This is a genomic window from Candidatus Eisenbacteria bacterium, from assembly GCA_035577985.1.
Classification (GTDB): domain Bacteria; phylum Desulfobacterota; class Binatia; order DP-6; family DP-6; genus DATJZY01.
The window spans coordinates 39,026-61,084 of the sequence record DATJZY010000118.1; the positions used below are offsets into that span (position 1 = coordinate 39,026).

Here is a 22,059-nt window from a genome sequence, read left to right on the forward strand (position 1 = left end):
GGAGTATCGATGGAGACACGCATTCTCATTGTGGATGACGATCCGTTCATCTGCCGGCAGCTCGAGGAGCTCTACAGCTCGCAGCGCTACGCGGTGGCGTGCGCGGGAAATTCCACGGAGGGCCTGCGGCTCCTCGGCGAGCAGGATTTCTCCCTCGCGGTCGTCGACCTGAAGATCCCCGGGACGGACGGGATCGGTCTCACGCGCGAGATCAAGGATCGTTGGCCCGAGCTCGACGTGATCATGATCACGGGCTACGCGAGCATCAAGGGCGCCGTCGAGGCGATCAAGCAGGGCGCGAGCGACTACATCACGAAGCCCTTCCAGAAGGAGGAGATCCTCCTCGCCACCGAGAAGATCCTCGAGAAGCGCCGCCTGCTCGACGAGATCAACTACCTGCGCAGCCAGCTCTCGGACCGCTACTCGTTCGCGAACATGGTGAGCCGCAACCGCGTCATGCACGAGATCTTCGAGACGATCAGCGTGCTCGCGCAGAACGACGCCACCGTGCTCATCTACGGCGAATCGGGCACCGGCAAGGAGCTCGCCGCCCGCGCGATCCACTTCCAGGGCAAGCGGAAGAACGGCCGCTTCGTCGCCATCAACTGCGCCGCCTTTCCCGACACGTTGCTCGAGAGCGAGCTCTTCGGCTACGAGCGCGGCGCGTTCACGGGCGCGATTCACGACCGGGTGGGGAAGATCGAGCTGTCGAACGGCGGTACGCTCTTCCTGGACGAGATCGAGTCGATCTCGCTCAACATGCAGCTGAAGCTGCTGCGCATCCTCGAGGAGCGCCAGATCGAGAAGCTGGGCTCGAACCGTCTCATCAAGGTGAACATGCGCATCATCTGCGCGACCAACGTCGATCTGGCGTCGCTCGTCGCCGAGGGCCGCATGCGCGAGGACTTCTACTACCGCATCAACGTCGTGCCGATGCGGATCCCGCCGCTGCGCGAGCGCATCGAGGACATCCCGCTGCTGGTGGGCGAGTTCCTGCGCAACAGCGAGATGGCGAAGGACAAGGGGATCAACCGGCTCTCGAACCGCGCGCTCTCGCAGCTCATGAGCTACCAGTGGCCGGGCAACGTGCGCGAGCTCGGCAACGTCATCGAACGCGCCATCCTGCGCACGAGCGGTGCCGTGATCCGCGAGGTCGACCTGCCGGGCCACGCGAGCCTCGGCCGCGAAGCCGCCAACGGCAACGGCCGCCAGGCGGGCTACGACTTCGAGGTGCCGCTGAAGGAGTATCTACGGCGCGCCGAGAAGGACTACCTCGCGCGCGTCCTGCGGAAGTACCGTGGCGGCATCAACTTGTCGGCGAAGCACGCGCTGGTCGACGCCGCGACCTTGCATCGCAAGATGAAGCTCCACGGCCTGCGTCGCGAGGACTATCGCCACCGCGGCAAGGCCGATCCCGAGAGCCTCGCGAATTAGTTCCGACCCAAGACTTCGTCTTGGGTCGGGGCGAGGGTGGGGCGGCGGTGGTACGCGCGACCGAGGTGCCGCGGCCGGCGAAGCCCGGCGAAGCCGGCGGCATACGGGCACGCACAGGGCGCCCTTACGTCGGGGGGCGGGTGTGGATGCGCCGGCGGTCTGTCTGAGGGCGCGCCCGAAGGGCGGGGTCATGTCGTAGGGCTGCAGGACCGTGCGCGGGCGCGAGATGCTCTGGCGCGAGTGCGAGGGTCGCAGGGACCTCTGGACCGGCTGCGCGCTTCGCTTCCCGGCTCGCAGGAGCGCGAGAAACAGCGGCCGGACGCGGGCCTCTAGTTGGCGCAAAACGCCTGGAAAGTTCATTCGATAGCGCCGTCGAGCGTACCGTCCGTGGCACTGAAATTGCAGCCTGGTCCCTCATCATGAGGGGGCTCTCCGTCTGTCGCTCGCCTGCCGTGCGGTACGCAGTGCGCGATCAGGCTGGGCAGCCGCCTGGGGCCGGAGTAGTGTCTGCCGGCTCGACGGAGGCAGCGATGCGCAGCCAGGAGAGACAACGCGCGCCCTGGGCGATGGTCTTGATGTTCGCGGTGTGCGCCGCCGCGTGTGCCACGCACCACCCGCAGCCCGTCGACTCCAACGACGTCGCGACCGAGCCCGCCGCGGACGCTGCGCCGGAAGCAGTCGCCCCGGAGCCCGCCGCCCTGCTGCCGGCGGCGCCGCAGAGCACGACCGAGGACTACCGCATCCAGGCGTACGACGAGCTGCACGTGCGGTTCACGTACCAGCCGGAGCTGAACGAGCAGATCCCGGTGCGTCCCGACGGGCGCATCTCGCTCGCGACCACGGGCGAGATCGCGGTCATCGGCCTCACGCCCACCGAGCTCGAGCGGCTCGTCGAACGGCGATCGTCGCACCGGCTGCGGAAGCCGGAGGTCGTCGTCGTCGTCACCAAGGTCGCCGAGCAACGCGCGTACATCGGCGGCGAGGTGCTGCGGCCCGGCTACGTCGTCCTGCAGCGCGATATGACGCCGCTCCAGGCGGTGCTCCAGTCGGGCGGCTTCCGTCCCACGGCCAAGCTCGACAGCGTCGTCCTGATGACCCCGGGACCCGACGGGAGGTTCACCGCCGCTCGCATGAACATGGATCAGGTCGTGAACGACGGCGTGCCGGAGCGCGTGCGCTTGCATCCCGGCGACGTCGTCTACGTGCCCCGCACCTGGATCGCCGATGCGAACATCGTCGTCGACCAGTACGTGCGCGGCTTGATCCCGGCCCTGCCGCGCGTCGGCGTCGGCTACTCGCTCTCACAGTAACGGGGTATCGATGGCGACCATCCAGACGGTTCCCGAGACCACCATCGTGCCGGCGACGGCGATCGAGCGCGGCAGCGCGTCGACGCTGGCGGTCCGGAGCTTCCTGTACGCCGTGTTCAAGCATCAACGCCTCGTGCTCGGCGTCTTCCTCGTGATCTTCCTCGGGTCGGTCGTGGCCGCGCTCCTGCGCCCGAACCAGTGGCTCGCGTCGTCCAAGGTGCTGGTGAAGCTCGGCGAGACGGTACAGCTCGCGCCCGCCGAAGCCCCGTCCCGCAGCGTCAACATGCCGCTCAGCCAGGAGGTCGTGAAGACCGAGGCCGACATCGTCCGCAGCTACCAGGTCGTCGCCGAGGCGGTGAAGCGGCTCGACATGAAGCCGGAGTCGGGTACCGAGGCCGAGCTGATCAGCGGCCTGCAGGCGGGCCTCTCCGTGGCGCCCACGCCCGGCACGAACACGCTCCAGATCAGCTTCATCGGCAAGAACCCGGAGAAAGTCGCCCGCTTCGTCAACACGATCACGGACGTCTACGTCGATCACCACAACAAGGTGTACCGGCGGGAGGGCCTCGACGCGTTCTACGGCGAGCAGCTCCGCCTGCTCGAGAGCCAGATGAAGGAGGCGCAGGATCACCTGCGGACCTACCTGCGCGACAACAAGATCGTGGACGTGGAGCAGGAGATCCGGCTCCTCAACTCCGACGTGATGGAGCAGGACAAGGGCCTCAAGGCGCACCGCGCGAAGATCGCCGCGACCCAGCGCAAGCTCGCGCAGGTCGAAGAGCAGATCAACGCGACGCCGCAGCAGATTCCGTTCGCGCAGGAGTACCTCACGAACCCGACGAAGCTGGCATTCAAGAGCAAGCTCGCCGAGCTCGAGGTGGAACGCATCCAGCTCCTGCAGCGCTATCTCCCGGCCGATCGCTCGGTGCAGGACGTCAGCGAGAAGATCGCGAACCTCAAGGGGCGCACCGACGCCGAGCAGGAGCACATCCTCAACAAGGAAACGATCCGCCACAACGAGCTCTACTCCGAGCTCGAGCGCAACCGCCTCTCGCTCCAGGCCCTCCTCGCCGACGCGCAGGCGCGCGAGCCCTCGCTCGCGAGCCGGCTCGAGGCGGGCAAGCAGCGCCTGGCCGACCTCGCCGACAAGCAGTTCACGATCGCGAACCTCCAGCAGGAGGCCGACCAGAAGAAGTACGCGTACGACACGTACTTCAAGAAGCAGGAAGAGGCGCGCATCACCGAGGCGATGACCGACCAGAGCCTCGTCAACGTCAGCGTCTTCGATCGCGCCGTGCCGCCGATCGAGCCGCAGAACGGGGTCCTCCTGCCCCTCCTGCTCGGCATCATCGGCGGACTCGCCCTCGCGACCGCGATGGCCGTGGCCGTGGAGTTCCTGTCGCGGCGGCTGCGCTTCGAGGAAGAAGTCGAACGCTACCTCGAGCTCCCCGTCCTCGCGGTCATTCCCGACCTCGAGTCGACGCCCGACCTGGCACAGCCCTGAGATCCGGAGACCCGCTGAGATGAGTCGCATCTACGACGCGCTGAAGAAGCTCGAAGCCGAGCGCACCGGAGGGGGTGGGGGCAACGGTCATGGCGGCGGGGAGGGCAACGGTCACGGCAACGGCAATGGGCACGGCGGCAACGGCGGCGCGCGGCGCCGCTTGTGGCAATGGCTGTTCGGCAACGGACGCACCAAGACGAACGGCGCGCTCAGCCTCAACTTCCAGCTCGGCCCCGATCTCGAAGAGGCCTACCAGCGGCTCGGGACGAACCTGCTCGTCTCGCCCGGCGCGACGGTCGCGCAGGGGCCGAAGCTCCTCGGCGTCGCGGCCTCGCGCCACGGCGAAGGCGCGACCACCACGGCGGCCGTCTTCGCGTCGATCCTCACGCGACGGCGCGGCGGACGCGTGTGCGTCGTCGAGGCGAACCTCCGATCGCCCAGCTTCGAGCGCGTGTTCGGCGCCCACCCGGAGGGCGGGTTCGCCGAGCTGATCCGCGGCGAGCGCACCCTCGCCGAGGTGACGCAGTCGACGCAGGTGCCGAACATGTTCGCGATCCCGTGCGGCCAGGCGCCGCTCGGGGCCTCGGCGCTCTTCGACTCGGCCGGGCTCGCCGCGGCCCTCGAGCAGCTCCGGGGCGCGTTCGACTTCGTGATCTTCGACCTCCCGCCCGTGAACCTCTACGGTGAGGCCTCCATCATCGGCCCCCGGCTCGACGCTGCGCTGATCGTCATCGAGGCCGATCGCACGCGCATCCCCGAGGTGGAGCGCAGTCGTCGGGCGCTCGAGCGCGTGGGCGTGAAGCTCGTGGGCTCGGTGCTCAATCGCCGTCGCACCTACATCCCGGCTTTCCTCGAGGAGCTACTCTAGGGCACGCCCGCGCGCCCGAGCCCCTCGCTGCGAGCGTTCCGCATGCCCGTGACCGCGACGACCTACGATCGTCCCGAAGGTGCGCCGCTCGTGGTGCGCCTCGCGATCGCGCTCGGCCTGCCCATGGTCGGCGCGATGACCGTCGCGGGCACCTACTTCGGCAAGGAGATCCTCATCTGCGCCGGGTGGATCGCGCTCTCGGTCGTGGGCTTCCTGTTCGTGCGGCCGGTCGTCGGGATCGCGATGATGACGGCGGCGTTCCTGCTCGCGGCCTATCCGACGCTGCTCCAGTCGCTCGGCATGCTCACCATCAACAACCTGCTGGGCCTCTGCTTCGTCGTGCTGCTCGCCATGCACGTCCTCGAGAAGCGCGACTTCTCGTTCCTGCGCAACCGCCAGGTGCAGATCTTCATCGTGATCGGCCTCCTGCTGCTCGCCGGCTCGATGTACGCCGACTGGATCTTTCCGACCCTGCGCAAGACGGTCGGCCGCGCGAAGGTCCTCGACAAGACCGAGGACATGTCGCACAACTTCATCGCGCGGCTGGTCTACCTCGTCTTCTTCATCGTCTTCGTCCGCGATCGGCGCGACATCCGGACGATGTTCCTGACGTTCATGCTGGCCTTGTTCGTGGCGGTGCCGTCGGCGCTCTACAACATGGCGACCGGAACGTTGAACCGCGGGTTCCGCATCGCCGCGAGCTTCACCTCGGGCGCCAACCCGAACCGCCTCGCGATGATCTGCCTCATCGAGATCGCGTGCTGGTGGTTCTGGTCGCGCGCGCGGCCGACGCTCGTGCGCCAGGCGCTCGCGCTCGGTGCGATGGCCGCGTCGACGATGGTGCTGTTCGGGACGGGGTCGCGCAGCGGGCTCCTCGGCGTCGGCGTGCTGGCGGTGCTCCTGCAGCGCAGCCCAAGGGGATTCCGCATCACGGCGCCGCAGATCGGCCTGCTGGCGGCCGCCGGTCTGTTCGCCGTCCTCACGATGGTGCCGGCGGAGAGCTGGGAGCGGATGATCAACTTCCTCCCGCAGCGCGGCGAGGTCGGCGCGACGTCGAACGTGATGCGCGAGGAGACGATCGAGCGGGCCTGGCAGATCTTCTGGGACTATCCGTTGTTCGGCATCGGGCTCGGGAATTTCCGCGAGGTGTCGCGCCAGATCTACCAGGACACGTTCTTCCGTCCGCCGCACAACTCCTATCTGTGGGCGGCCTCGGAGGGCGGCATCCTCGTGGTGATCGGCTACGTGGTGCTGTTCTGGGTCACGTGGCGAGACCTGCAGGTGATCACGCGGCTTGCCCACCGCGATCCGGAGATCGGGGCCGCGGCCGGCGCCATCCGCGTGATCTTCATCTTGTACGCCTTCTTCTCGGCGTTCGCCGACCTGTGGCTGAACCCGATAACCTACGCGATGATCGGCATGATCATCGTCATGCGGCGCTACGTGGAATCGCTGCCGGAGCCCGTACCGGTGCGCATCGTCGGCCGGCCCGGCATGGGAAGGCTCGCCGCGTGACGCGGGTCGCGTATTTCGCGCCGCTCCTCGCGACCGGCGGGACGCAACGACACCTGCAGCAGGTGTTGGGGCTCCTCGACCGGAGCCGCTTCACACCGGAGGTGTTCACGCTTCGACCCGGAGGCGAGGTCGAGAGCGAGCTGCGTCACGCGGGGATCGAAGTCACGACGTTGGACGTCCCCGGCAGCCTCACGACGCCGCGCGCGCTCAGCGCGGTCGTGCGCACGGCCCGCCGGCTCAAGGCCGAGGGGTGCGAGATCATCCACGGCTACCAATGGCGGCCGGCGCTCGTCGGAGCCCTCATCGGACGGCTCGCGCGAGTCCCGCTTCTGCTCGCGAGCAAGCGCAGCCTCACGGGCGCCGACGACGGGGCGCGTCGGGCCTGGCGCCGTATCGCGCGGCAGGTCGACACGGTGCTCGTGAACGCCGAAGCCCTCCGCACGGAGGGCGAGGCCCACGGCATGCGGTGCCGCTGGACGCTTCTCCAGAACGGCATCGACGCGGATGCGTTCCGTGTCGCCGTGGCGACGCCGGCGGCCAAGCGCGCGCTCGGCCTCGCATCGGACCGGCCCGTGGTCGGCACGGTCGGTCGCCTCGAGCCGCGCAAGGGCCAGGACGTCCTGCTCGCGGCGGTGAAGCGGCTCCGCCTCCGGCGCGGGGATCGCGCCCAGCTCCTCGTCGTTGGCGACGGTCCGTCGGCGCAGGAGCTGCGCCAACGGGCATCCGAGCTCGGGGTCGCGGGCGACGTCACGTTCACGGGCACCCTCGACGATGTGCGCCCGGCGCTCGCGGCGATGGACGTGTTCGCCCTCCCGTCGCGCGAGGAGGGGATGTCGAACGCGCTCATGGAAGCGATGGCCGCCGGCCGCCCCATCGTAGCGACCGACGTCGGAGGCAACGGCGAGGTGCTCGATCAGGGACGCCTCGGTGCGCTCGTGCCGCCCGACGATCCCGCCGGCCTCGCGGCCGCCATCGCCTCGATGCTGGACGAGCCCGAGCGCGCCGCACGCTTCGCCGAGGCCGCGCAGGCGGTCGTCGTCGCCCGCTGGGGCGCCCGCGCCATGGTGTCGCGCCTCGAGGCCTTCTACGACGAACGCCTGGCGGCGAACCGGAGGGCGGCGTGAGCCGCCCGACGCCCATCGGAGCGCGGCGCGGCGCGCGCCGCGCGGACGGGGGCTCCTGCGCAGGTGCCCTGCGGGCACCTGCTCTCAATCGGAGGGCGGCGTGAGCTCCGCAAACGGCGTGAGCCGCCAGCGCGTGTTCGTCGTCGGGCTCGACGCGGCGACGTGGGATCTGGTGATGCCCTGGGTCGAGGCCGGCGTGCTGCCGACGCTGCGACGTCTCATCGACGCCGGGGTGCACGCGCCGCTGCGCTCGACGCTGCCCGCGCTGACGCCCCCGGGATGGACCTCGGCCGCCACCGGTCGCAATCCGGGCAAGCACAACATCTTCAACTTCTATCGTGGCCGTGCGGGGGGACTCTCGCCGGCGCCCGTGACGCCGGGCGACCTGCGCAGCCCGCGGGTCTGGGACATCGTCGCGCAGCACGGGCGTCGCAGCGTCGTGCTCCGCATGCCGCTCACGTATCCGCCGCAGGAGTCGGTGGGCGTGATGGTGTCGGGCATCATGACGCCGAAGGGCACCGAGGATTTCGTCGCGCCGGCGGCCTTGAAGGCGCGGCTCGAGGCGCAGATCCCGCGCTACCGGATGGAGGTCGACGCGGAGAACCTGCGCCAGGGCGACCTCGACACCTTCCGCGCCGACGCCTTCGACCTGCAGCGCGTGCAGACCGAGGAAGCGCTCTACCTCCTCGCGCACGAGGACTGGGACCTCTTCTGGGTCATGTCGCACACCCTCGACAAGCTGCAGCATTTCTTCTGGCGCTACATGGACCGCGCCCATCCCGCGTATCCGGGACCGGGACCGTACGAGCACACCATCCGCGACTTCCACGTCGCCTTCGACCGCGCGCTCGGTCGCTATCTCGACGCGCTGCCGCCGGGCACGAACGTCGTCCTGCTCTCCGACCACGGATCGGCGCCGCTGCACACCTACTTCTGCGTCATGAACTGGCTCGCCTCCGAAGGCTTCCTGGCGATGCAGGGCGAGGGTGCGGCGCGACGGGGGCTCGCCGCGGTGGGTGTCGACGCGAAGGACCTCACACGACGCCTGAAGCGCATGGGGCTCAGCTGGGTGACGAAGCTCGTGCCGCGGGCGCTCAAGGGCGCGGTACCGCAATCGCTGTCGTCCTTCAGCAAGATCGCGAGCCGGATCGACTGGAACCGGACGCGCGCCTACTGCCCATCGGCACCCGGGAGCGGCCTCTGGGTCAACCTCAAGGGACGCGAGCCCGAGGGGATCGTCAGCCCGGGCGCGGAGTACGAGCGTGTGATCGCCGAGCTGCGCGAGCGCCTGCTCGCCTACCGCCACCCGAAGACGGGCGAGCCGATCGTCACGGCCGTGCACCGCCGGGAGGAGATCTACTCGGGTCCCCACGCCGACGGTGGTCCCGACCTGCTGGTCGAGACGGCGCGCACGGTCTGCATGGTCGAGGGGCTCGGCCGCACGGCGCTCATGCCGGCGGGGAAGGGGCCGGAGGAGCGCACCGGCAACCACGCGCGCGACGGCATCCTGCTCGCGTACGGTCCCGACGTGCGCCGGGGCGAAACCCTCCCGCTCGCGGCGATCGAGGACGTCGCGCCGACCGTCCTCTATCTCCTCGGCCTGCCCATCGACGCCGACATGGACGGGCGCGTTCTCACCGAGGCGCTCGCTCCGGAACGCGTCGGCGCGCAGCCGATCGCCGTCAACGCCGAGCCGTATGCGCTTCCCGAGAACGGCGCGTTCCGCTATTCGGCCGATGACGAGCAACGCATCCAGGACATGCTCGAGGGGCTCGGCTACGTATGAGGGCGCGCGCGGCAGTCTTCTGCTTCCACGACATCGTTCCCGCGGACCGGGTCGATCGCGTGCCCACGACGCACCGCCCGTACGTGCTGACGCCCGATGAGTTTCGCGCCCTCATGGTGGAAGCGCGCGCGTCGGCACGCCGCGCGATCCCGGTGGGGCAGGTCCCCTCGGAGCTCGGCGGCGCCTTCTACAGCCTCACCTTCGACGACGGTGCGGCGAGCGACTACGAGATCGCGTTTCCCACCCTGCGCGAGCTCGGGCTGCGCGCGACGTTCTTCGTCGTACCGACGCTCGTCGACACGCCCGGGTACGCCACGTGGGCGCAGCTCCGCGAGATGGTTGCCGCGGGGATGGAGGTCGGCAGTCACTCGCTGACGCACCCCTTCGTGCACGAGCTCGATCGCGCCGGCGTCGAGCGGGAGTTCGGCGAGTCGAAGCGCTTGCTGGAAGAGCGACTCGGCGTGGCGGTCCGCAGCGCTTCCCTGCCGCGCGGGTGGGAGTCGCCCGCGCTGCGCGGGGTCCTCGCGGAGCTCGGGTACAAGGCCTTCTGCACGAGTCGCGTCGCCTGGTGGTACGTGGGCGGCGATGCGCTCGCGATCCCGCGCGTGGCGGTGCGCCGCGGCATGCTGGTCGACGACTTCGGGGCGATCGTGAACGCCACGCCGCGCGCCCTCTGGCGCATGCAGGCGATCGAGGCGGCGAAGAACGCCGCGAAGGCGTGCCTCGGCTTGCAGGGCTGGCAACGCCTGCGTGAGCCGCTGCTGGCGCTCCGGGAGCGGGCCTGATGGCGCTCGCGCTCTTCGTCGCCGCGCTCGCCATCATCGTGTGGGTGTATGTCGGCTATCCGCTCCTCCTGTGGGCGATGGCGCTCCTGCGGCGGAAACCCGTCCGCCGCGCGCCGGTCGCACCCACCGTGTCGCTCGTCATCTGCGCCTACAACGAGGAGCGCGACATCCGCCGCAAGCTCCAGGAGTGCGTCGCCGCCGACTACCCGCCCGACCGCCTGGAGATCGTCGTGGCGTCGGATGGCTCGACCGATCGGACCGACGACATCGTGCGCGAGTTCGCGCCGCGGGTCCGGCTCCTGCGGGTCGAGGGGCGCGGCGGCAAGACGGTTGCGCAGAACGCCGCCGTCGCCGAGGCCCGGGGCGACATCCTCGTCTTCTCCGACGTCACGACGGTGTACACCCCCACCACCATCCGGGAAATGGTGGCGAACTTCGCCGACCCGGCCGTCGGCTGCGTCGGCGGCGATCTCCACTACGAGAAGGAGCCCCGCAACACGTCGGCCGAGGGTCGGGCGCTCTTCTGGGGGTTCGAGCGGCAGCTCCGCGTGTGGGAGAGCCAGGTGCACTCGATCGTCGGCGTCGCCGGCTGCGTGTACGCGATGCGCCGTGCGCTCTACGTCCCACTCGACGCGGCCGCCATCAGCGACTTCGTCCAGCCGGGTCGCGTGACGGAGCGCGGCCACCGCACGGTGCTCGAGCCGAGAGCGCTCGCGTTCGAAGCGGCCGAGAGCCGGTCGCTCGGCGAGGAGCTGCACCGCCGGGCGCGCGTCATCACGCGCGGGCTGCGCGGCGCGTTCACGATGCCGGCCCTGCTGAATCCGCTCCGCCACCCGTGGTTCGCGACCCTGCTGTGGTCGCATCGCGTGCTGCGCTGGCTCGTGCCGGTCTTCCTCCTGGTCCTGCTGGCGGCGAGCGTCGCGCTCGCGCCGCGCGGGCCCTTCTTCCAGCTCGTGCTCGCGGCCCAGCTCGCCATGTACGGCTCGGGCCTGGTCGCCTACACGCTGGAGCGGCTGCGCGTGCGGCCGCCCGGGCTCTTCATTCCGCTCTACTTCTGCGTGCTGAACCTGGCACCGCTGCTCGCGCTCGCGTGGCTTGTCCGCGGCGAGAAGAAGGTCGCGTGGGAGACGGGGCGGTGATGGCGCAGGTCGTGAAGCAGGCGATCTACCACTCGGGACTCCTGCGGCTCGCGCGCCTCGCGCGCGCGCGGGTGCGCGGCATCGTGCTGCGCTACCACGCCCTCACCGACGGCGCCGATCCGGTCGTCTACGCCGCGCCCGACATCTGCATGCCGGCGGACGCGTTCCGCGCGCAGATGGCGTTCGTGAAGCGCGCCTACACGGTCGTGCCCCTCGACGTCCTGGTCGAAGCGGTGGTCCGCGGCGACAAGCTGCCGCCACGCGCGCTCGCGATCACGTTCGACGACGGCTACGCCGACAACCATCGGCTGGGGCTCCCGATCCTGCGCGCGCTCGGCCTGCCGGCGACGGTGTATCTGACGACGGCCCCCATCGACGGCTCGGCGCCGTTCTGGGTATCTGCCGCGCGCGCGATCGCGCTCGGTGCGCGCGGTGAGACGCTCGCCGCGCCGGGGCGGGAGCCGCTGCGGATCGGGAGCTCGGCCGAGCGCGAGGCGGCGGCCAAGGCGCTCACGCGGGCGCTGGTACCGCTCGACGCGTCGGCGCGCCAGGAGCGCCTCGCCGAGCTGGCGCGCGCGACCGGTGTCGATCTCGAGCGCGCGCTCGCCGGAACGATGCTCACCTGGGCGCAGGTGCGGGAGCTCGCCGCCGCGGGATGGACGATCGGCGCGCACACGGTGACGCACAGCAACGTCGCGCTCATCGGCGCAGCGGTAGCACGTGACGAGATCGCGGGATCCCGCGATGCCATCGAGGCCGCCACCGGCACACGCGTGTGTCACTTCTGCTATCCCAACAGCGGTGGACGGCACACCTACTTCGGCCCGGAGACGGTGAGCGTGCTGCGCGACCTCGGCTTCGCATCGGCGACGACGTCGCGCCCGGGCGCGCTGCGTCCGGGAGCGGATCCATTCTTGCTGCCGCGGCTCGGGGTGAGCCCCCGCCTGGCTCCGGTCATGGAGCTGGCCGCGGCCATGGAGCGCCAGCGACTGGCGGCGTAGGGCTATGTGCGGCATCGCAGGTGAGCTGAGACTCGTATCCGGCGAGCGCGCCAGCGCCGAGCGGGTGCGCGCCATGTGCGACGTCATGGTGCACCGCGGCCCGGACTCCTTCGGCGAGTTCGCGCACGCCGAGGCCGCGCTCGGGATGCGCCGGCTCGCGATCGTCGACGTCGCCGGCGGCAAGCAGCCCCTCGGCAACGAGGACGGCAGCGTGCAGGTCGTCTGCAATGGAGAGATCTACAACGCGCCGGCGCTCATGCGCGAGCTCGAGTCGCGCGGCCACCACCTGCGCACGCGCTCCGACGTCGAGGTGATCGCCCACCTCTACGAGGAGCACGGCACCGACCTCGCGCGCCACATGGACGGCATGTTCGCGTTCGCCCTCTGGGACACGCGCGCACACCGCCTGATCCTCGGCCGCGACCGCATGGGCATCAAGCCGCTCTACGTCGCGCAGCGGGGCGACAGGCTGTTCTGGGGCTCGGAGCCCAAGTGCCTGCTCGCGGCGGGCGTCGAGCCCGAGCTCGATCCGCAGGCCCTGCACGACTACCTGACGCTCGGGTACGTCCCCGGCCCCGCGTCGATCTTCGCGGGCGTGGCGCAGCTCCCGCCCGGCGCGATCCTGGTCGCCGAGCCGGGTCGCGGCGCGCCGCGCATCGAACGCTACTGGCGCCTGGACGGGCACGTTCCGACCGACCGGCGCGGGCTGCCCGAGACCGAAGCCGAATGGGAGGCGGAGCTCCTGCGGACGCTCAAGGGCGCCGTCGAGAGCCACCTCATGGCCGACGTCCCGCTCGGCGTCTTCCTGTCGGGCGGCGTCGACTCCGGGTCGATCGTCGCGCTCATGCACGAGCTGGGCGTCCACCCGATCCGCACCTTCACGATCGGGTTCGAGGAGAAGGGTTTCAGCGAGACCGACGGCGCGCGCGAGGTCGCGACCCGCTACGGGACCGAGCACCACGAGCTCATCGTGCGGCCCGACGCGATCAACCTGCTGCCGACGCTCGTGCGCCACTTCGACGAGCCGTTCGCCGATTCCTCCGCCATCCCCGTCTACCACGTCTCCGAGCTCGCGCGCCGTCACGTGACCGTCGTCCTCTCCGGCGAGGGCGGCGACGAGATGCTGGCGGGGTACGAGACGTACCGTGCCCGCAAGATCGCGGCCGCCTACGCGCGGCTGCCGCGGATCGTGGGGCAGGGGCTCGTGCCCGCGGTCGTGCGACGGCTGCCGGTGTCGCACGGCAAGGTGAGCTTCGACTACAAGGCGAAGCGGTTCGTGACCGGCGCCTACCTGCCTCCCGCGGCGGGCCACCTGTGGTGGAAGTCGATTCTCACCGAGGACATGAAGCGCGGGCTCTACGCGGGCGGCGCGGAGGGCCTGGTGCCGACGGCGCGCCTGTTCGAGTCGCTCTATGCCGAGAGCGATGGCGGGGAGCTCGATCGCCTGCAGTACGTCGACACGGCGCTCTACCTCGCCGCCGACATCCTGGTGAAGGTCGACCGCATGAGCATGGCGCACTCGCTCGAGACGCGCGTGCCGTTCCTCGATCGCAGCATGGTCGAGCTGGCGCGCCGCATTCCGCCACGCCTGCGCTTGCACGGCCTCACGACCAAGTACCTCTTGAAGAAGGCGATGGCGTCGCGGCTGCCGGCGTCGGTGGTGGGCGGTAAGAAGCGGGGTTTCAACGTGCCGATGCCCGGCTGGCTCGCCGGCGAGCTGCGCGACTTCACCCGCGACACGCTCTCGCCGGCGCGAGTGCGTGCGCAGGGCCTCTTCGAGCCGCAGGCCGTCACCCGGCTCATCGACGAGCACGTGCGGCTCGCCGCCGACCACAGCCGGGCACTCTGGACGCTGCTCGTGCTGTCGGTGTGGATGGACGACGTGCTCGGTGCCACCGGGCCGGCCGCGGCGCGTGCGGCCGGCGCGTGGAGATGACGTGAAGAAACGGAGACACCCGTGATCGCGCTCGACGCCGTCGACGTCAAAGTCGCGCCCCCGATCCGGCGGCCCGATCTGATCGGGCTCGAGCCGGACGGCAACTGGAGCCGCTGGTGGCAGGTGCTGATCGCCGCCGTGGGCCTGCTCGTCACGCTCCCCATCTCGCTCGCCGTCGCGCTCGCCACCAAGCTCACGAGCCGCGGCCCCGTCCTCTATCGCGGCACGCGGATCGGCCGGAACATGGAGCCCTTCGGCATCCTCAAGTTCCGCACCCTGCTGGTCGACGCCGAGCAGCGGATCGGGGCGCGGCTGCTGACGCCGGGCGACCCGCTCTACACGCCGGTCGGACGGTTCTTGAAGCGCACGAAGCTCGACGAGATCCCCCAGCTCATCAACGTCGTCAAGGGCGACATGAATCTCGTCGGCCCGCGTCCGATCCGGCCCGTGTTCCTCGCCACCTCGATGCGCGAGATCGAGAACTACGCCGCGCGCTTCATCGTCCGTCCCGGCATGACGGGTCTGGCCCAGCTACGGGGCGGCTACTTCACGCACCCGCGCGACAAGCTCCGCTACGACGTCCTCTACATCCGCAACCGCAGCATGCGACTCGACGTGAAGCTGGTCCTCGGCACGTTCGTGAAACTGCTGAACCGCTGGCTGACGCTCGGGCTGCTGCTGGCGCTCGTCTTCCTGTCCGCGTCGTTCCTGCCCGCCCTGTTCCGCGGGCCGTTCCAGGTCGACCTCGGCGGCTTCCACGTCTCACCGTTCGAGGCCATCGGCGTGCTGCTGGTCGGCGCCGCGCTCGCCCGGCAGATGCCGGCGCACCGACTCTACCTCTACCGCACGCCGACCAACTGGCCGATGCTGGCGTTCGTCGTCTTCGCCGTCGCGACGGCGTTCGCGACCGGCGAGGTCGTGCCGCGTCTCCGCGACCTCGCGTACTTCACCGCGTCCGGCTTCCTCCTCTTCTTCCTGGTCGTCAGCGGCGACATGGACGCGGGCTTCGCGCGCCGCGCGACGCGCGTCGTGGCGCTCGCCGCCGTCGCGGTCGCGTGCGTCGGCATTCTCGAGCTCATGCTCGAGACGCAGGCGGGCGGCGATCGCATCCCGCGCATCGCCTCGACGCTCGGAAGCCCGGTCGTGCTGGCCGCGTATCTCGTCCTGGGGCTGCCGCTCGTGCTGGTGGAGCTCGTATGCGCCGAGCAGCGCGAGGAGCGCGACTTCTGGGTCGTGTGCACGACCCTGGTCGTGATCGGCGTCGTGCTGACGCAGACGCGCACGTCGCTGATCGCATTGTGGCTCGCGGCAGCCGTCTTCACGTGGCGGCTCTCGGGGCGGACGTTCCGGCTCGTGGTGGGATCGGCGCTGGCCTTCCTCAGCATGCTGGTGCTGGTGGGCGCGCTCGAGCTCTCGCCGTCCGATCTGCGCGCCGACTGGTCGCGCCGCGTCGGCGTGACGACGACGGCCATCGAGACCGATCTCTGGTCGTCGCGCGGCCTCATCGGCACGGAGCCCGGCAAGGGCGCTGCCAGCGTCGTCGCCGTGCCCGAGGGACCCGGCGGCGAGACGCATCGCATGCGCAACGAGAACATGCACCTGACCCTGATGCTCCGGACGGGCCTCGTCGGCTGGGGGCTCATGATGTGGATCGTCGGCGCGGCGCTCGCGGGCATGTACCGCGGCATGTCGGCCGTGACCGACCGGCGCCTCGCCCTCACGCTGTGGGCGGCGTTCTCGTCGGCGGTCGGGTTCCTGGTGTCGATGAGCAACTTCAACGCGTTCTACAACCCGACGATCCAGATCGTGTTCTGGGGTCTGCTCGGGCTCGGGACCGCGATCGCGACCCATGCCGGCGGGCGGCGCCCGAGCTTCAACGTCATCTACCGCTTCGGACAGGGCGAGTGATCGCGATCCCATGACGTCGCGACTCACAGGGGCGGTGCGTGGCGTCGCGCTCGGCATGGTCGCGGGGCTCGTGTGGGCGGTGGTCGAGGCGGCGCTCGCCTGGTCGAGCGGCAGCTTCGTCGCCGGCGACGTGGCGATCCGGCTCCTGGCGCTCGACGTGCTCGTCGCGGCCGTCGCCGGTCTGGTGTGCGGCGCCGTCGCGCCTGCGGCGCGACGCCTCGCGGTCGCGCTCGTCCTGGTCGGGATCTACGGGCTCCTGCGGGTCTACGCGCCGCCCGGCTTCGGCGCCGAGGCCGGATACGTCGCGCTCTTCGCCGCCGTGGCCGCGCTCGCGCTGCGCCTGGTGCGCGACGACGTCGGGGCCATCGGTTTCCTCCAGGTGACGGCGCTCGGCGCGCTCGGCGTCCTCTACGGCGACGCGTGGGCCAGCGAGCATCATGCCGCGGCGCTCCGGGGCGCGTGGCTGCCGCTCGTCGTCGCCGGGCTCGCGTGGCTCCCGATCGCAGTCGACGGGCTCGTCGCCATGGCGATCGGTCGGCGCGGCGTGCGGGCCGGGCTCGAGCTCGCGTGCGGGCTCGCGGCGCTGGTGGCGACGGCGCATCCGCTGTCGACCGCGCCGTTCGTCGAGGACGTCGTGACGGCCGTGCCGCCCGCCGCGGGCACGCCCGACGTGATCCTCGTGTCGCTCGATACGACGCGCGCCGATCACCTGTCGACGTACGGCTACGGGCGCGAGACGTCCCCCAACCTGACCGCGTTCGCGGGCGACGCGCTCCTGTTCACCCAGGCGCGGAGCCCGGCGGGATGGACGCTGCCCGGACACGCCTCCATGCTGACGGGGCTCTATCCGAGCCGGCACGGCGCCCAGCTCGCCGGCACCTGGCAGGAGGGCGAGTCGATCGACGGGCGGCGCAACGTCGCCTACCCGCTCGCCGCGGATCGCACGACGCTGGCCGAGGCGCTGCGCGATCACGGCTATCGGACGGCGGGTTTCGTCGCGAACTTCTCGTACCTCTACCGCGACTACGGCATCGCGCAGGGATTTGGACACTACGAGGACGCGCCGGGTCTCCTCCTCCGCGTGCACCCGCCGGTCATCCGGCTCGCCCGCGCGTTCTCGCCGAGCTTCTGTCTCAAGCCGTATCGCCACGCGCGCGACATCAACGCGGCCGCCCTCGCGTGGCTGGACCAGGCGCCGGCCGGCCGGCCGGTCTTCATGTTCCTCAACTACATGGAGCCGCACCAGCCGTGGATGGCCGACGCGCCGTACGACCGCTGGGCGTGGGAGCAGCCGGGTGCGTCCGCGCTCGCGCAGCGCGACCTCTACACCCACGAGGTGCGCCGGTTCGCGCCGGACGAGCTCGGCTTCATCGTCGCCTCGTACGACGGGCAGCTCGCGGCCATGGACGCCGCTCTGGGCGAGCTGATGGCGGCGCTCAAGTCCCGCGGGCGATACGAGGACGCGCTCGTCATCGTGACCGCGGACCATGGCGAGCTCCTGGGCGAGCACGGCAGCGTCGGGCACATGGGGCGCATGCTCTACGAGCCCCTGGTGCACGTCCCGCTGGTCGTGAAGTTCCCGGGTGCGGGACGCGCGCGCGGCCGGGACGACACGGCGGTGCAGCTGGTCGACATCGTTCCGACCGCCGTCCAGGTGGCCGGGGCGCGTACCATCGCGGGCGTCCAGGGCCAGGCACTGCCCCACGTGACGCACGCCATCCTCGCCGAGGAGGGGATCAACCCCTTCCTCGTCTCGTCGTACGGCCCGACGTACGATCGCGCCGTCCGCGTCCTGTACGACGGCACGGACAAGCTCATCACGACCTCGCGCGGCGACCGCATGTTGTTTGATCTGGCGCGCGATCCGGAAGAAGCAGACAATCTGGCGGCACGAGAACCCGAGCGCACGGCCGAGCTCTCGCGTCGCATGGAGGCCGCCTTCGGCACGACCGTGGCGGCCGCCACGACGGACAAGCAGGTGAACTGAGATGCGTCCGAACCCCGACCAGACCAAGGCATCGACCCAGGGACGCCCGAACCGCGTGACCTCGATGGCGCGCTGGCTCTCGCGCAAACGCGGCAGCGCGGCGGCGACCGCCCCCAAGGTCTCCGTCGTGATCCCGGTGTACAACGCCGAAACGACCCTGACCGAGTGCCTGACGCGGCTCTACGAGTCGCGCTTCCAGGACTTCGAGGCGATCGTGGTAGATGACGGCTCCACCGACCAGTCGTCGACGATTGCAGGAACCTTCCCGGTTCGGATCGTGCCCACGGCCGGCCGGGTCGGCCCCGCCGCGGCGCGCAACCTGGGCGCACGCATGGCGACGGGCGAGGTGCTCTTCTTCATCGATTCGGACGTCATGGTGCGCCCGGAGACCTTGCCGCTGCTGGCCGAGTCCTTCGAGGCGGGCGACGTCGACGGGCTGTGCGGAGTGCAGGCCGCGCAGATGCGGTACACGAACCTCGCCAGCCAGTACAAAAACCTCTGGATGCGCTGGACCTACTTGAGGCAGACTGGCGACGTGCCGCTTTTCTATACGACCGCAGCCGCCATCCGGCGGGAGGCCTTCCTGCGTGTGGGCGGCTTCGACCAGGGGTACGCCACTCCCAACGTCGAGGACACCGCGTTCGGCCAGAAGCTCGCCCGGCTCGGGGTCCGCGTCCGCGTGCATCCCGACCTCGAGGTCGAGCACGTGAAGCAATACAACCTCTGGAGCATGCTCCGCACCGACTTCATGCGCTCGGTGTCGCTGACGCGGCTCAAGCTCCGCCATCCGAGCGACCTCGCGCAGAACAACACCTCCGTTCCTTCGAGCTACGTCGCCAGCGTCCCGCTCGCGTGCCTCACGTTGCTCATCGCGCTCGTCGGGCTCGCCTTCCGGCTGCCCGGCACCGCGGCGCTCGCCGGCGCGGGCGTGGCCGGCGTCATGGGCCTCAACTGGGAGTTCCTGACCGCGATCCGCCGCGCCGACGGCTGGCTGCGCATGCTGGCGGCCGTGCCGGTGCTGTGGGCCGAGCTGCTGGTCGCCGGCGCCGGCACGGCCGCCGGGATGGCGTCGTACCCGTTCGGGCGGCGTTACTAGGGTTCCGCACAAGGAGACGACCGTACATGGGCTACCTCGACTACCTGCAGCACGGCACGAAGCTGTTCCGCAAGAAGGGCCAGCTCCCCGTGTATCTCGTCTACTTCATCACCGACGCCTGCAACGCGAAGTGCAAGCACTGTCTGCTCGCCGACGGCGCGCATCCCGGATGGGAAGAGCCGTCGATGACGTACCGCAAGCAGGAGCTCTCGCTCGAGGAGATCGACAAGGTGAGCGCCAGCATGGGGAAGGGGAGTCTGATGTTCCTCCTGCCCACCGGCGGCGAGCCCTTCCTGCGCAAGGACATCGGCGAGATCGTCAAGATCTTCCACAAGAACACGGGCGTGCGGAACGTCGGCATCCCGACCAACGGCTCGACGACGGCGCGCACCGTCTCGATCGTGAAGGACCTGGTCGAGTCGTGCCCGGACCTGGATCTCCACATCGACGTCTCGCTCGACGGCGTGGGCGAGCTGCACGACGAGATCCGCGTCTTCCCCGGGCTCTTCAAGCGTTCGATCGAGACCTACAAGGCGCTGCGTGAGGTCGAGAAGCACCACAAGAACTTCAGCGTCCAAGTGGAGACGACGGTCTCCAAGCACAACGAAGACGTGCTGATCGAGAACTACGAGTGGTTCCGCAAGAACCTCGACGTCGACACGGTCTTCACGTTGCTCACGCGGGGCTCGCCGAAGGAGCCGCTCACGAAGTTCTTCGACGTGGAGAAGTACCAGGCGTACGCCGACCACATGGAGCGCGAATACAAGAGCGGGTCGCTCAGCGGCTACGACCACTTCCCGTTCGCGGACTTCATCAACGCGAAGCGCATCCTGCGACACAACTTGATCGCGAAGATCGTCCGCACGAACGAGTACCAGATCCCGTGCTACGCCGGGAACCTCGGGGGCGCGATGTTCGCCAACGGCGACATCTACCCGTGCGAGCTCCTGATCGACCGCAAGCTCGGCAACATCCGGGACGCCGGCTACGACTTCAAGAAGATCTGGTTCAGCAAGGAAGCCGAGGCGAGCCGGAAGTTCATCCGCGAATCGAAGTGCTTCTGCACGTACGAGTGCTTCCTCACCATCAACATCCTGTTCAACCCCATGATGATGCCCGCGGTGCTGAAGGAGTGGTCGAGCCTCAAGATGCGGAAGCTGTGGCGGCGCCTGTCGGGAAAACCCGCGCCCGCGTCCCTCGCGACCTGCGGCGCCAAATCCGCCACCTCGGCCGCCGCCGGCGCGGCCTGACGTCGACGACGGCAGAGATCGGAGGCCTCCCATGTTCCTCGGTAAGCGCATCTCGGTCGTGATTCCGTGCCACAACGAAGAAGAGGGCGTACGTGCGGTCATCGAGCAGATGCCGCCGGTGGTCGACGAGATCCTGGTGGTCGACAACGCGTCGACCGACCGGACCTCCGAGGTCGCGCAGTCGCTCGGCGCGCGGGTCGTCTTCGAGGGGCGCAAGGGCTACGGCCGCGCCTACCGGACGGGCTTCGCGAAGGCGCGCGGCGACGTCATCGTCACGATGGACGGCGATGGGACGTACCCGCCGAACTCGATCCCGCTCCTCGTCCAGGTGCTGGTCACCGAGAAGCTCGACTTCATGACCGCGCGGCGTTGGCGCTCCAAGAGCGACAAGTCGAAGAGCCCGCTGCGCCTGCTCGGCAACGCCGTCCTCTCGAGCGCGACGATGGTGCTCTTCCGGCGCTTCCTGGTCGATTCCCAGTCGGGCATGTGGGTGTTCCGGCGCGATGCGCTGCCGCTCTTCCAGCCCGAGAGCGACACCATGGCGCTCTCGCAGGAAATCAAGATCCTCGCCTTCACGAACCCGAAGGTGCGCTGCCTGGAGATGCCGATCTACTACGGCGAGCGCGTGGGGGAGAGTAAGCTCAACCTGTGGAAGGACGGCTTCGGAAACCTGTTCCAGCTCTTCAAGCTGCGGATGACGCTCGGCCGCCGGCGGCGGGCGGGCGCGACCGTGACGCCGCTTCCGGCCGCCGACGACGCGGCGGTGGAGCAGCCGGAGAAGGTTCGGGCATCCCAGAGCAGCTGACGCGGCGGGCGGCCTGGCGCCCGGGGAGCGACGCATGATCGCGGGCGCCGCGTACGTCGTGCTGGTGCTGGCGCTCTTCGTCCGCTTCCGAGATCCGGCGGCGCCGGCGCCGCTCGGCGCGACGCCCGGGGTCGGAGAGCCGCTGCGGCTGGTCGCCGTCCATCATGCGATCTTCTACGCGCTCCTGCTCGTGGTGTGTCCGGTCGAGGCACTCCTCACCGGCGGCGCACCGGGCGGACGTCTCATGGGGGGGCTCTTGTTCGCGGCCGGCGTCGCCCTCTATCGCTGGGGGGTGGCGGCGCTCGGCGACGCGCTCTCGCCGCTGGTCGGCCCGCGGCCGGACGGCCGCCTCGTGACCGAGGGGCCGTACCGGCTGGTTCGCCATCCGATGTATCTGGGGCAGCTCCTGATCGCGTTCGGCGCCCCGCTGACCCTCGGCTGTCGCTACGCGCTCGCAGTGTCGTCTGCCGCGGCAATCGTGCTGGTCGTTCGCGTTCGATTGGAAGAGAATGCGCTCGCGCATGCGTACCCCGAGTATCGACGGTACGCAGGACGCGCATGGCGGCTCATTCCCTTCGTGTTCTGACGCGTCGAAATTTGCGACCCCCCAT

The 22,059-nt window shown here is 70.0% G+C and carries 17 protein-coding genes; all 17 read left to right on the forward strand.

Going from position 1 to position 22,059, the window contains the following annotated elements:
- Positions 1-9 precede the first annotated feature (9 nt).
- The 17 genes from VMS22_16485 (at position 10) to VMS22_16565 (ending at position 22,034) form a co-directional block, all read left to right on the forward strand.
- Positions 10-1,434, forward strand: a complete 1,425-nt coding sequence (locus VMS22_16485; GenBank protein HXJ35631.1) for a sigma-54 dependent transcriptional regulator — start codon at positions 10-12, stop codon at positions 1,432-1,434.
- A 530-nt stretch (positions 1,435-1,964) separates the two neighbouring features.
- Positions 1,965-2,744 (forward strand): polysaccharide biosynthesis/export family protein, encoded by a 780-nt coding sequence (locus tag VMS22_16490; GenBank protein HXJ35632.1) that lies wholly within the window; start codon positions 1,965-1,967, stop codon positions 2,742-2,744.
- Positions 2,745-2,754: 10 nt separating this feature from the next.
- Positions 2,755-4,248 (forward strand): hypothetical protein, encoded by a 1,494-nt coding sequence (locus tag VMS22_16495; protein ID HXJ35633.1) that lies wholly within the window; start codon positions 2,755-2,757, stop codon positions 4,246-4,248.
- A gap of 19 nt (positions 4,249-4,267) precedes the next feature.
- Positions 4,268-5,116 (forward strand): CpsD/CapB family tyrosine-protein kinase, encoded by an 849-nt coding sequence (locus VMS22_16500; GenBank protein ID HXJ35634.1) that lies wholly within the window; start codon positions 4,268-4,270, stop codon positions 5,114-5,116.
- Between the two features lie 42 nt (positions 5,117-5,158).
- Complete coding sequence (locus tag VMS22_16505) at positions 5,159-6,631, forward strand: O-antigen ligase family protein (GenBank protein HXJ35635.1); 1,473 nt, start codon at positions 5,159-5,161, stop codon at positions 6,629-6,631.
- Entirely contained in the window at positions 6,628-7,755 is a 1,128-nt protein-coding gene (locus VMS22_16510) for a glycosyltransferase (GenBank protein ID HXJ35636.1), read from the forward strand. Before VMS22_16505 ends, VMS22_16510 begins: the two co-directional genes overlap by 4 nt.
- A gap of 100 nt (positions 7,756-7,855) precedes the next feature.
- On the forward strand, positions 7,856-9,541 hold the full coding sequence (locus VMS22_16515; GenBank protein ID HXJ35637.1) for an alkaline phosphatase family protein: 1,686 nt from the start codon (positions 7,856-7,858) through the stop codon (positions 9,539-9,541).
- Positions 9,538-10,326: a polysaccharide deacetylase family protein gene (locus tag VMS22_16520; protein ID HXJ35638.1), complete on the forward strand. Its 789-nt coding sequence runs from the start codon at positions 9,538-9,540 to the stop codon at positions 10,324-10,326. Before VMS22_16515 ends, VMS22_16520 begins: the two co-directional genes overlap by 4 nt.
- Complete coding sequence (locus VMS22_16525) at positions 10,326-11,465, forward strand: glycosyltransferase family 2 protein (protein HXJ35639.1); 1,140 nt, start codon at positions 10,326-10,328, stop codon at positions 11,463-11,465. Before VMS22_16520 ends, VMS22_16525 begins: the two co-directional genes overlap by 1 nt.
- A complete protein-coding gene (locus VMS22_16530) occupies positions 11,447-12,466 on the forward strand; it encodes a polysaccharide deacetylase family protein (protein ID HXJ35640.1) in 1,020 nt (339 codons plus the stop codon). The genes VMS22_16525 and VMS22_16530 overlap by 19 nt, the downstream gene beginning before the upstream one ends.
- 4 nt (positions 12,467-12,470) lie before the next feature.
- Positions 12,471-14,402 (forward strand): asparagine synthase (glutamine-hydrolyzing), encoded by a 1,932-nt coding sequence (asnB, locus tag VMS22_16535; GenBank protein ID HXJ35641.1) that lies wholly within the window; start codon positions 12,471-12,473, stop codon positions 14,400-14,402.
- Positions 14,403-14,423: 21 nt separating this feature from the next.
- On the forward strand, positions 14,424-16,310 hold the full coding sequence (locus VMS22_16540) for a sugar transferase (GenBank protein ID HXJ35642.1): 1,887 nt from the start codon (positions 14,424-14,426) through the stop codon (positions 16,308-16,310).
- 10 nt (positions 16,311-16,320) lie between these two features.
- Positions 16,321-18,297, forward strand: a complete 1,977-nt coding sequence (locus VMS22_16545; GenBank protein HXJ35643.1) for a sulfatase — start codon at positions 16,321-16,323, stop codon at positions 18,295-18,297.
- Between the two features lies 1 nt (position 18,298).
- The gene (locus tag VMS22_16550) at positions 18,299-19,393 is read left to right on the forward strand and encodes a glycosyltransferase family 2 protein (protein HXJ35644.1); all 1,095 of its coding nucleotides are present in this window, start codon (positions 18,299-18,301) and stop codon (positions 19,391-19,393) included.
- A gap of 26 nt (positions 19,394-19,419) precedes the next feature.
- On the forward strand, positions 19,420-20,643 hold the full coding sequence (locus tag VMS22_16555) for a radical SAM protein (protein ID HXJ35645.1): 1,224 nt from the start codon (positions 19,420-19,422) through the stop codon (positions 20,641-20,643).
- Positions 20,644-20,674: 31 nt separating this feature from the next.
- Positions 20,675-21,448: a glycosyltransferase family 2 protein gene (locus VMS22_16560; protein HXJ35646.1), complete on the forward strand. Its 774-nt coding sequence runs from the start codon at positions 20,675-20,677 to the stop codon at positions 21,446-21,448.
- 34 nt (positions 21,449-21,482) lie between these two features.
- Positions 21,483-22,034 (forward strand): isoprenylcysteine carboxylmethyltransferase family protein, encoded by a 552-nt coding sequence (locus tag VMS22_16565; GenBank protein HXJ35647.1) that lies wholly within the window; start codon positions 21,483-21,485, stop codon positions 22,032-22,034.
- Positions 22,035-22,059: the final 25 nt, after the last annotated feature.

Coding starts and splice junctions, on each gene's coding strand:
- VMS22_16485 (HXJ35631.1), top strand. CDS start 10: ATGGAGACACGCATTCTCATTGTGGATGACGATCCGTTCATCTGCCGG.
- VMS22_16490 (HXJ35632.1), top strand. CDS start 1,965: ATGCGCAGCCAGGAGAGACAACGCGCGCCCTGGGCGATGGTCTTGATG.
- VMS22_16495 (HXJ35633.1), top strand. CDS start 2,755: ATGGCGACCATCCAGACGGTTCCCGAGACCACCATCGTGCCGGCGACG.
- VMS22_16500 (HXJ35634.1), top strand. CDS start 4,268: ATGAGTCGCATCTACGACGCGCTGAAGAAGCTCGAAGCCGAGCGCACC.
- VMS22_16505 (HXJ35635.1), top strand. CDS start 5,159: ATGCCCGTGACCGCGACGACCTACGATCGTCCCGAAGGTGCGCCGCTC.
- VMS22_16520 (HXJ35638.1), top strand. CDS start 9,538: ATGAGGGCGCGCGCGGCAGTCTTCTGCTTCCACGACATCGTTCCCGCG.
- VMS22_16525 (HXJ35639.1), top strand. CDS start 10,326: ATGGCGCTCGCGCTCTTCGTCGCCGCGCTCGCCATCATCGTGTGGGTG.
- asnB (HXJ35641.1), top strand. CDS start 12,471: ATGTGCGGCATCGCAGGTGAGCTGAGACTCGTATCCGGCGAGCGCGCC.
- VMS22_16545 (HXJ35643.1), top strand. CDS start 16,321: ATGACGTCGCGACTCACAGGGGCGGTGCGTGGCGTCGCGCTCGGCATG.
- VMS22_16550 (HXJ35644.1), top strand. CDS start 18,299: ATGCGTCCGAACCCCGACCAGACCAAGGCATCGACCCAGGGACGCCCG.
- VMS22_16555 (HXJ35645.1), top strand. CDS start 19,420: ATGGGCTACCTCGACTACCTGCAGCACGGCACGAAGCTGTTCCGCAAG.
- VMS22_16560 (HXJ35646.1), top strand. CDS start 20,675: ATGTTCCTCGGTAAGCGCATCTCGGTCGTGATTCCGTGCCACAACGAA.
- VMS22_16565 (HXJ35647.1), top strand. CDS start 21,483: ATGATCGCGGGCGCCGCGTACGTCGTGCTGGTGCTGGCGCTCTTCGTC.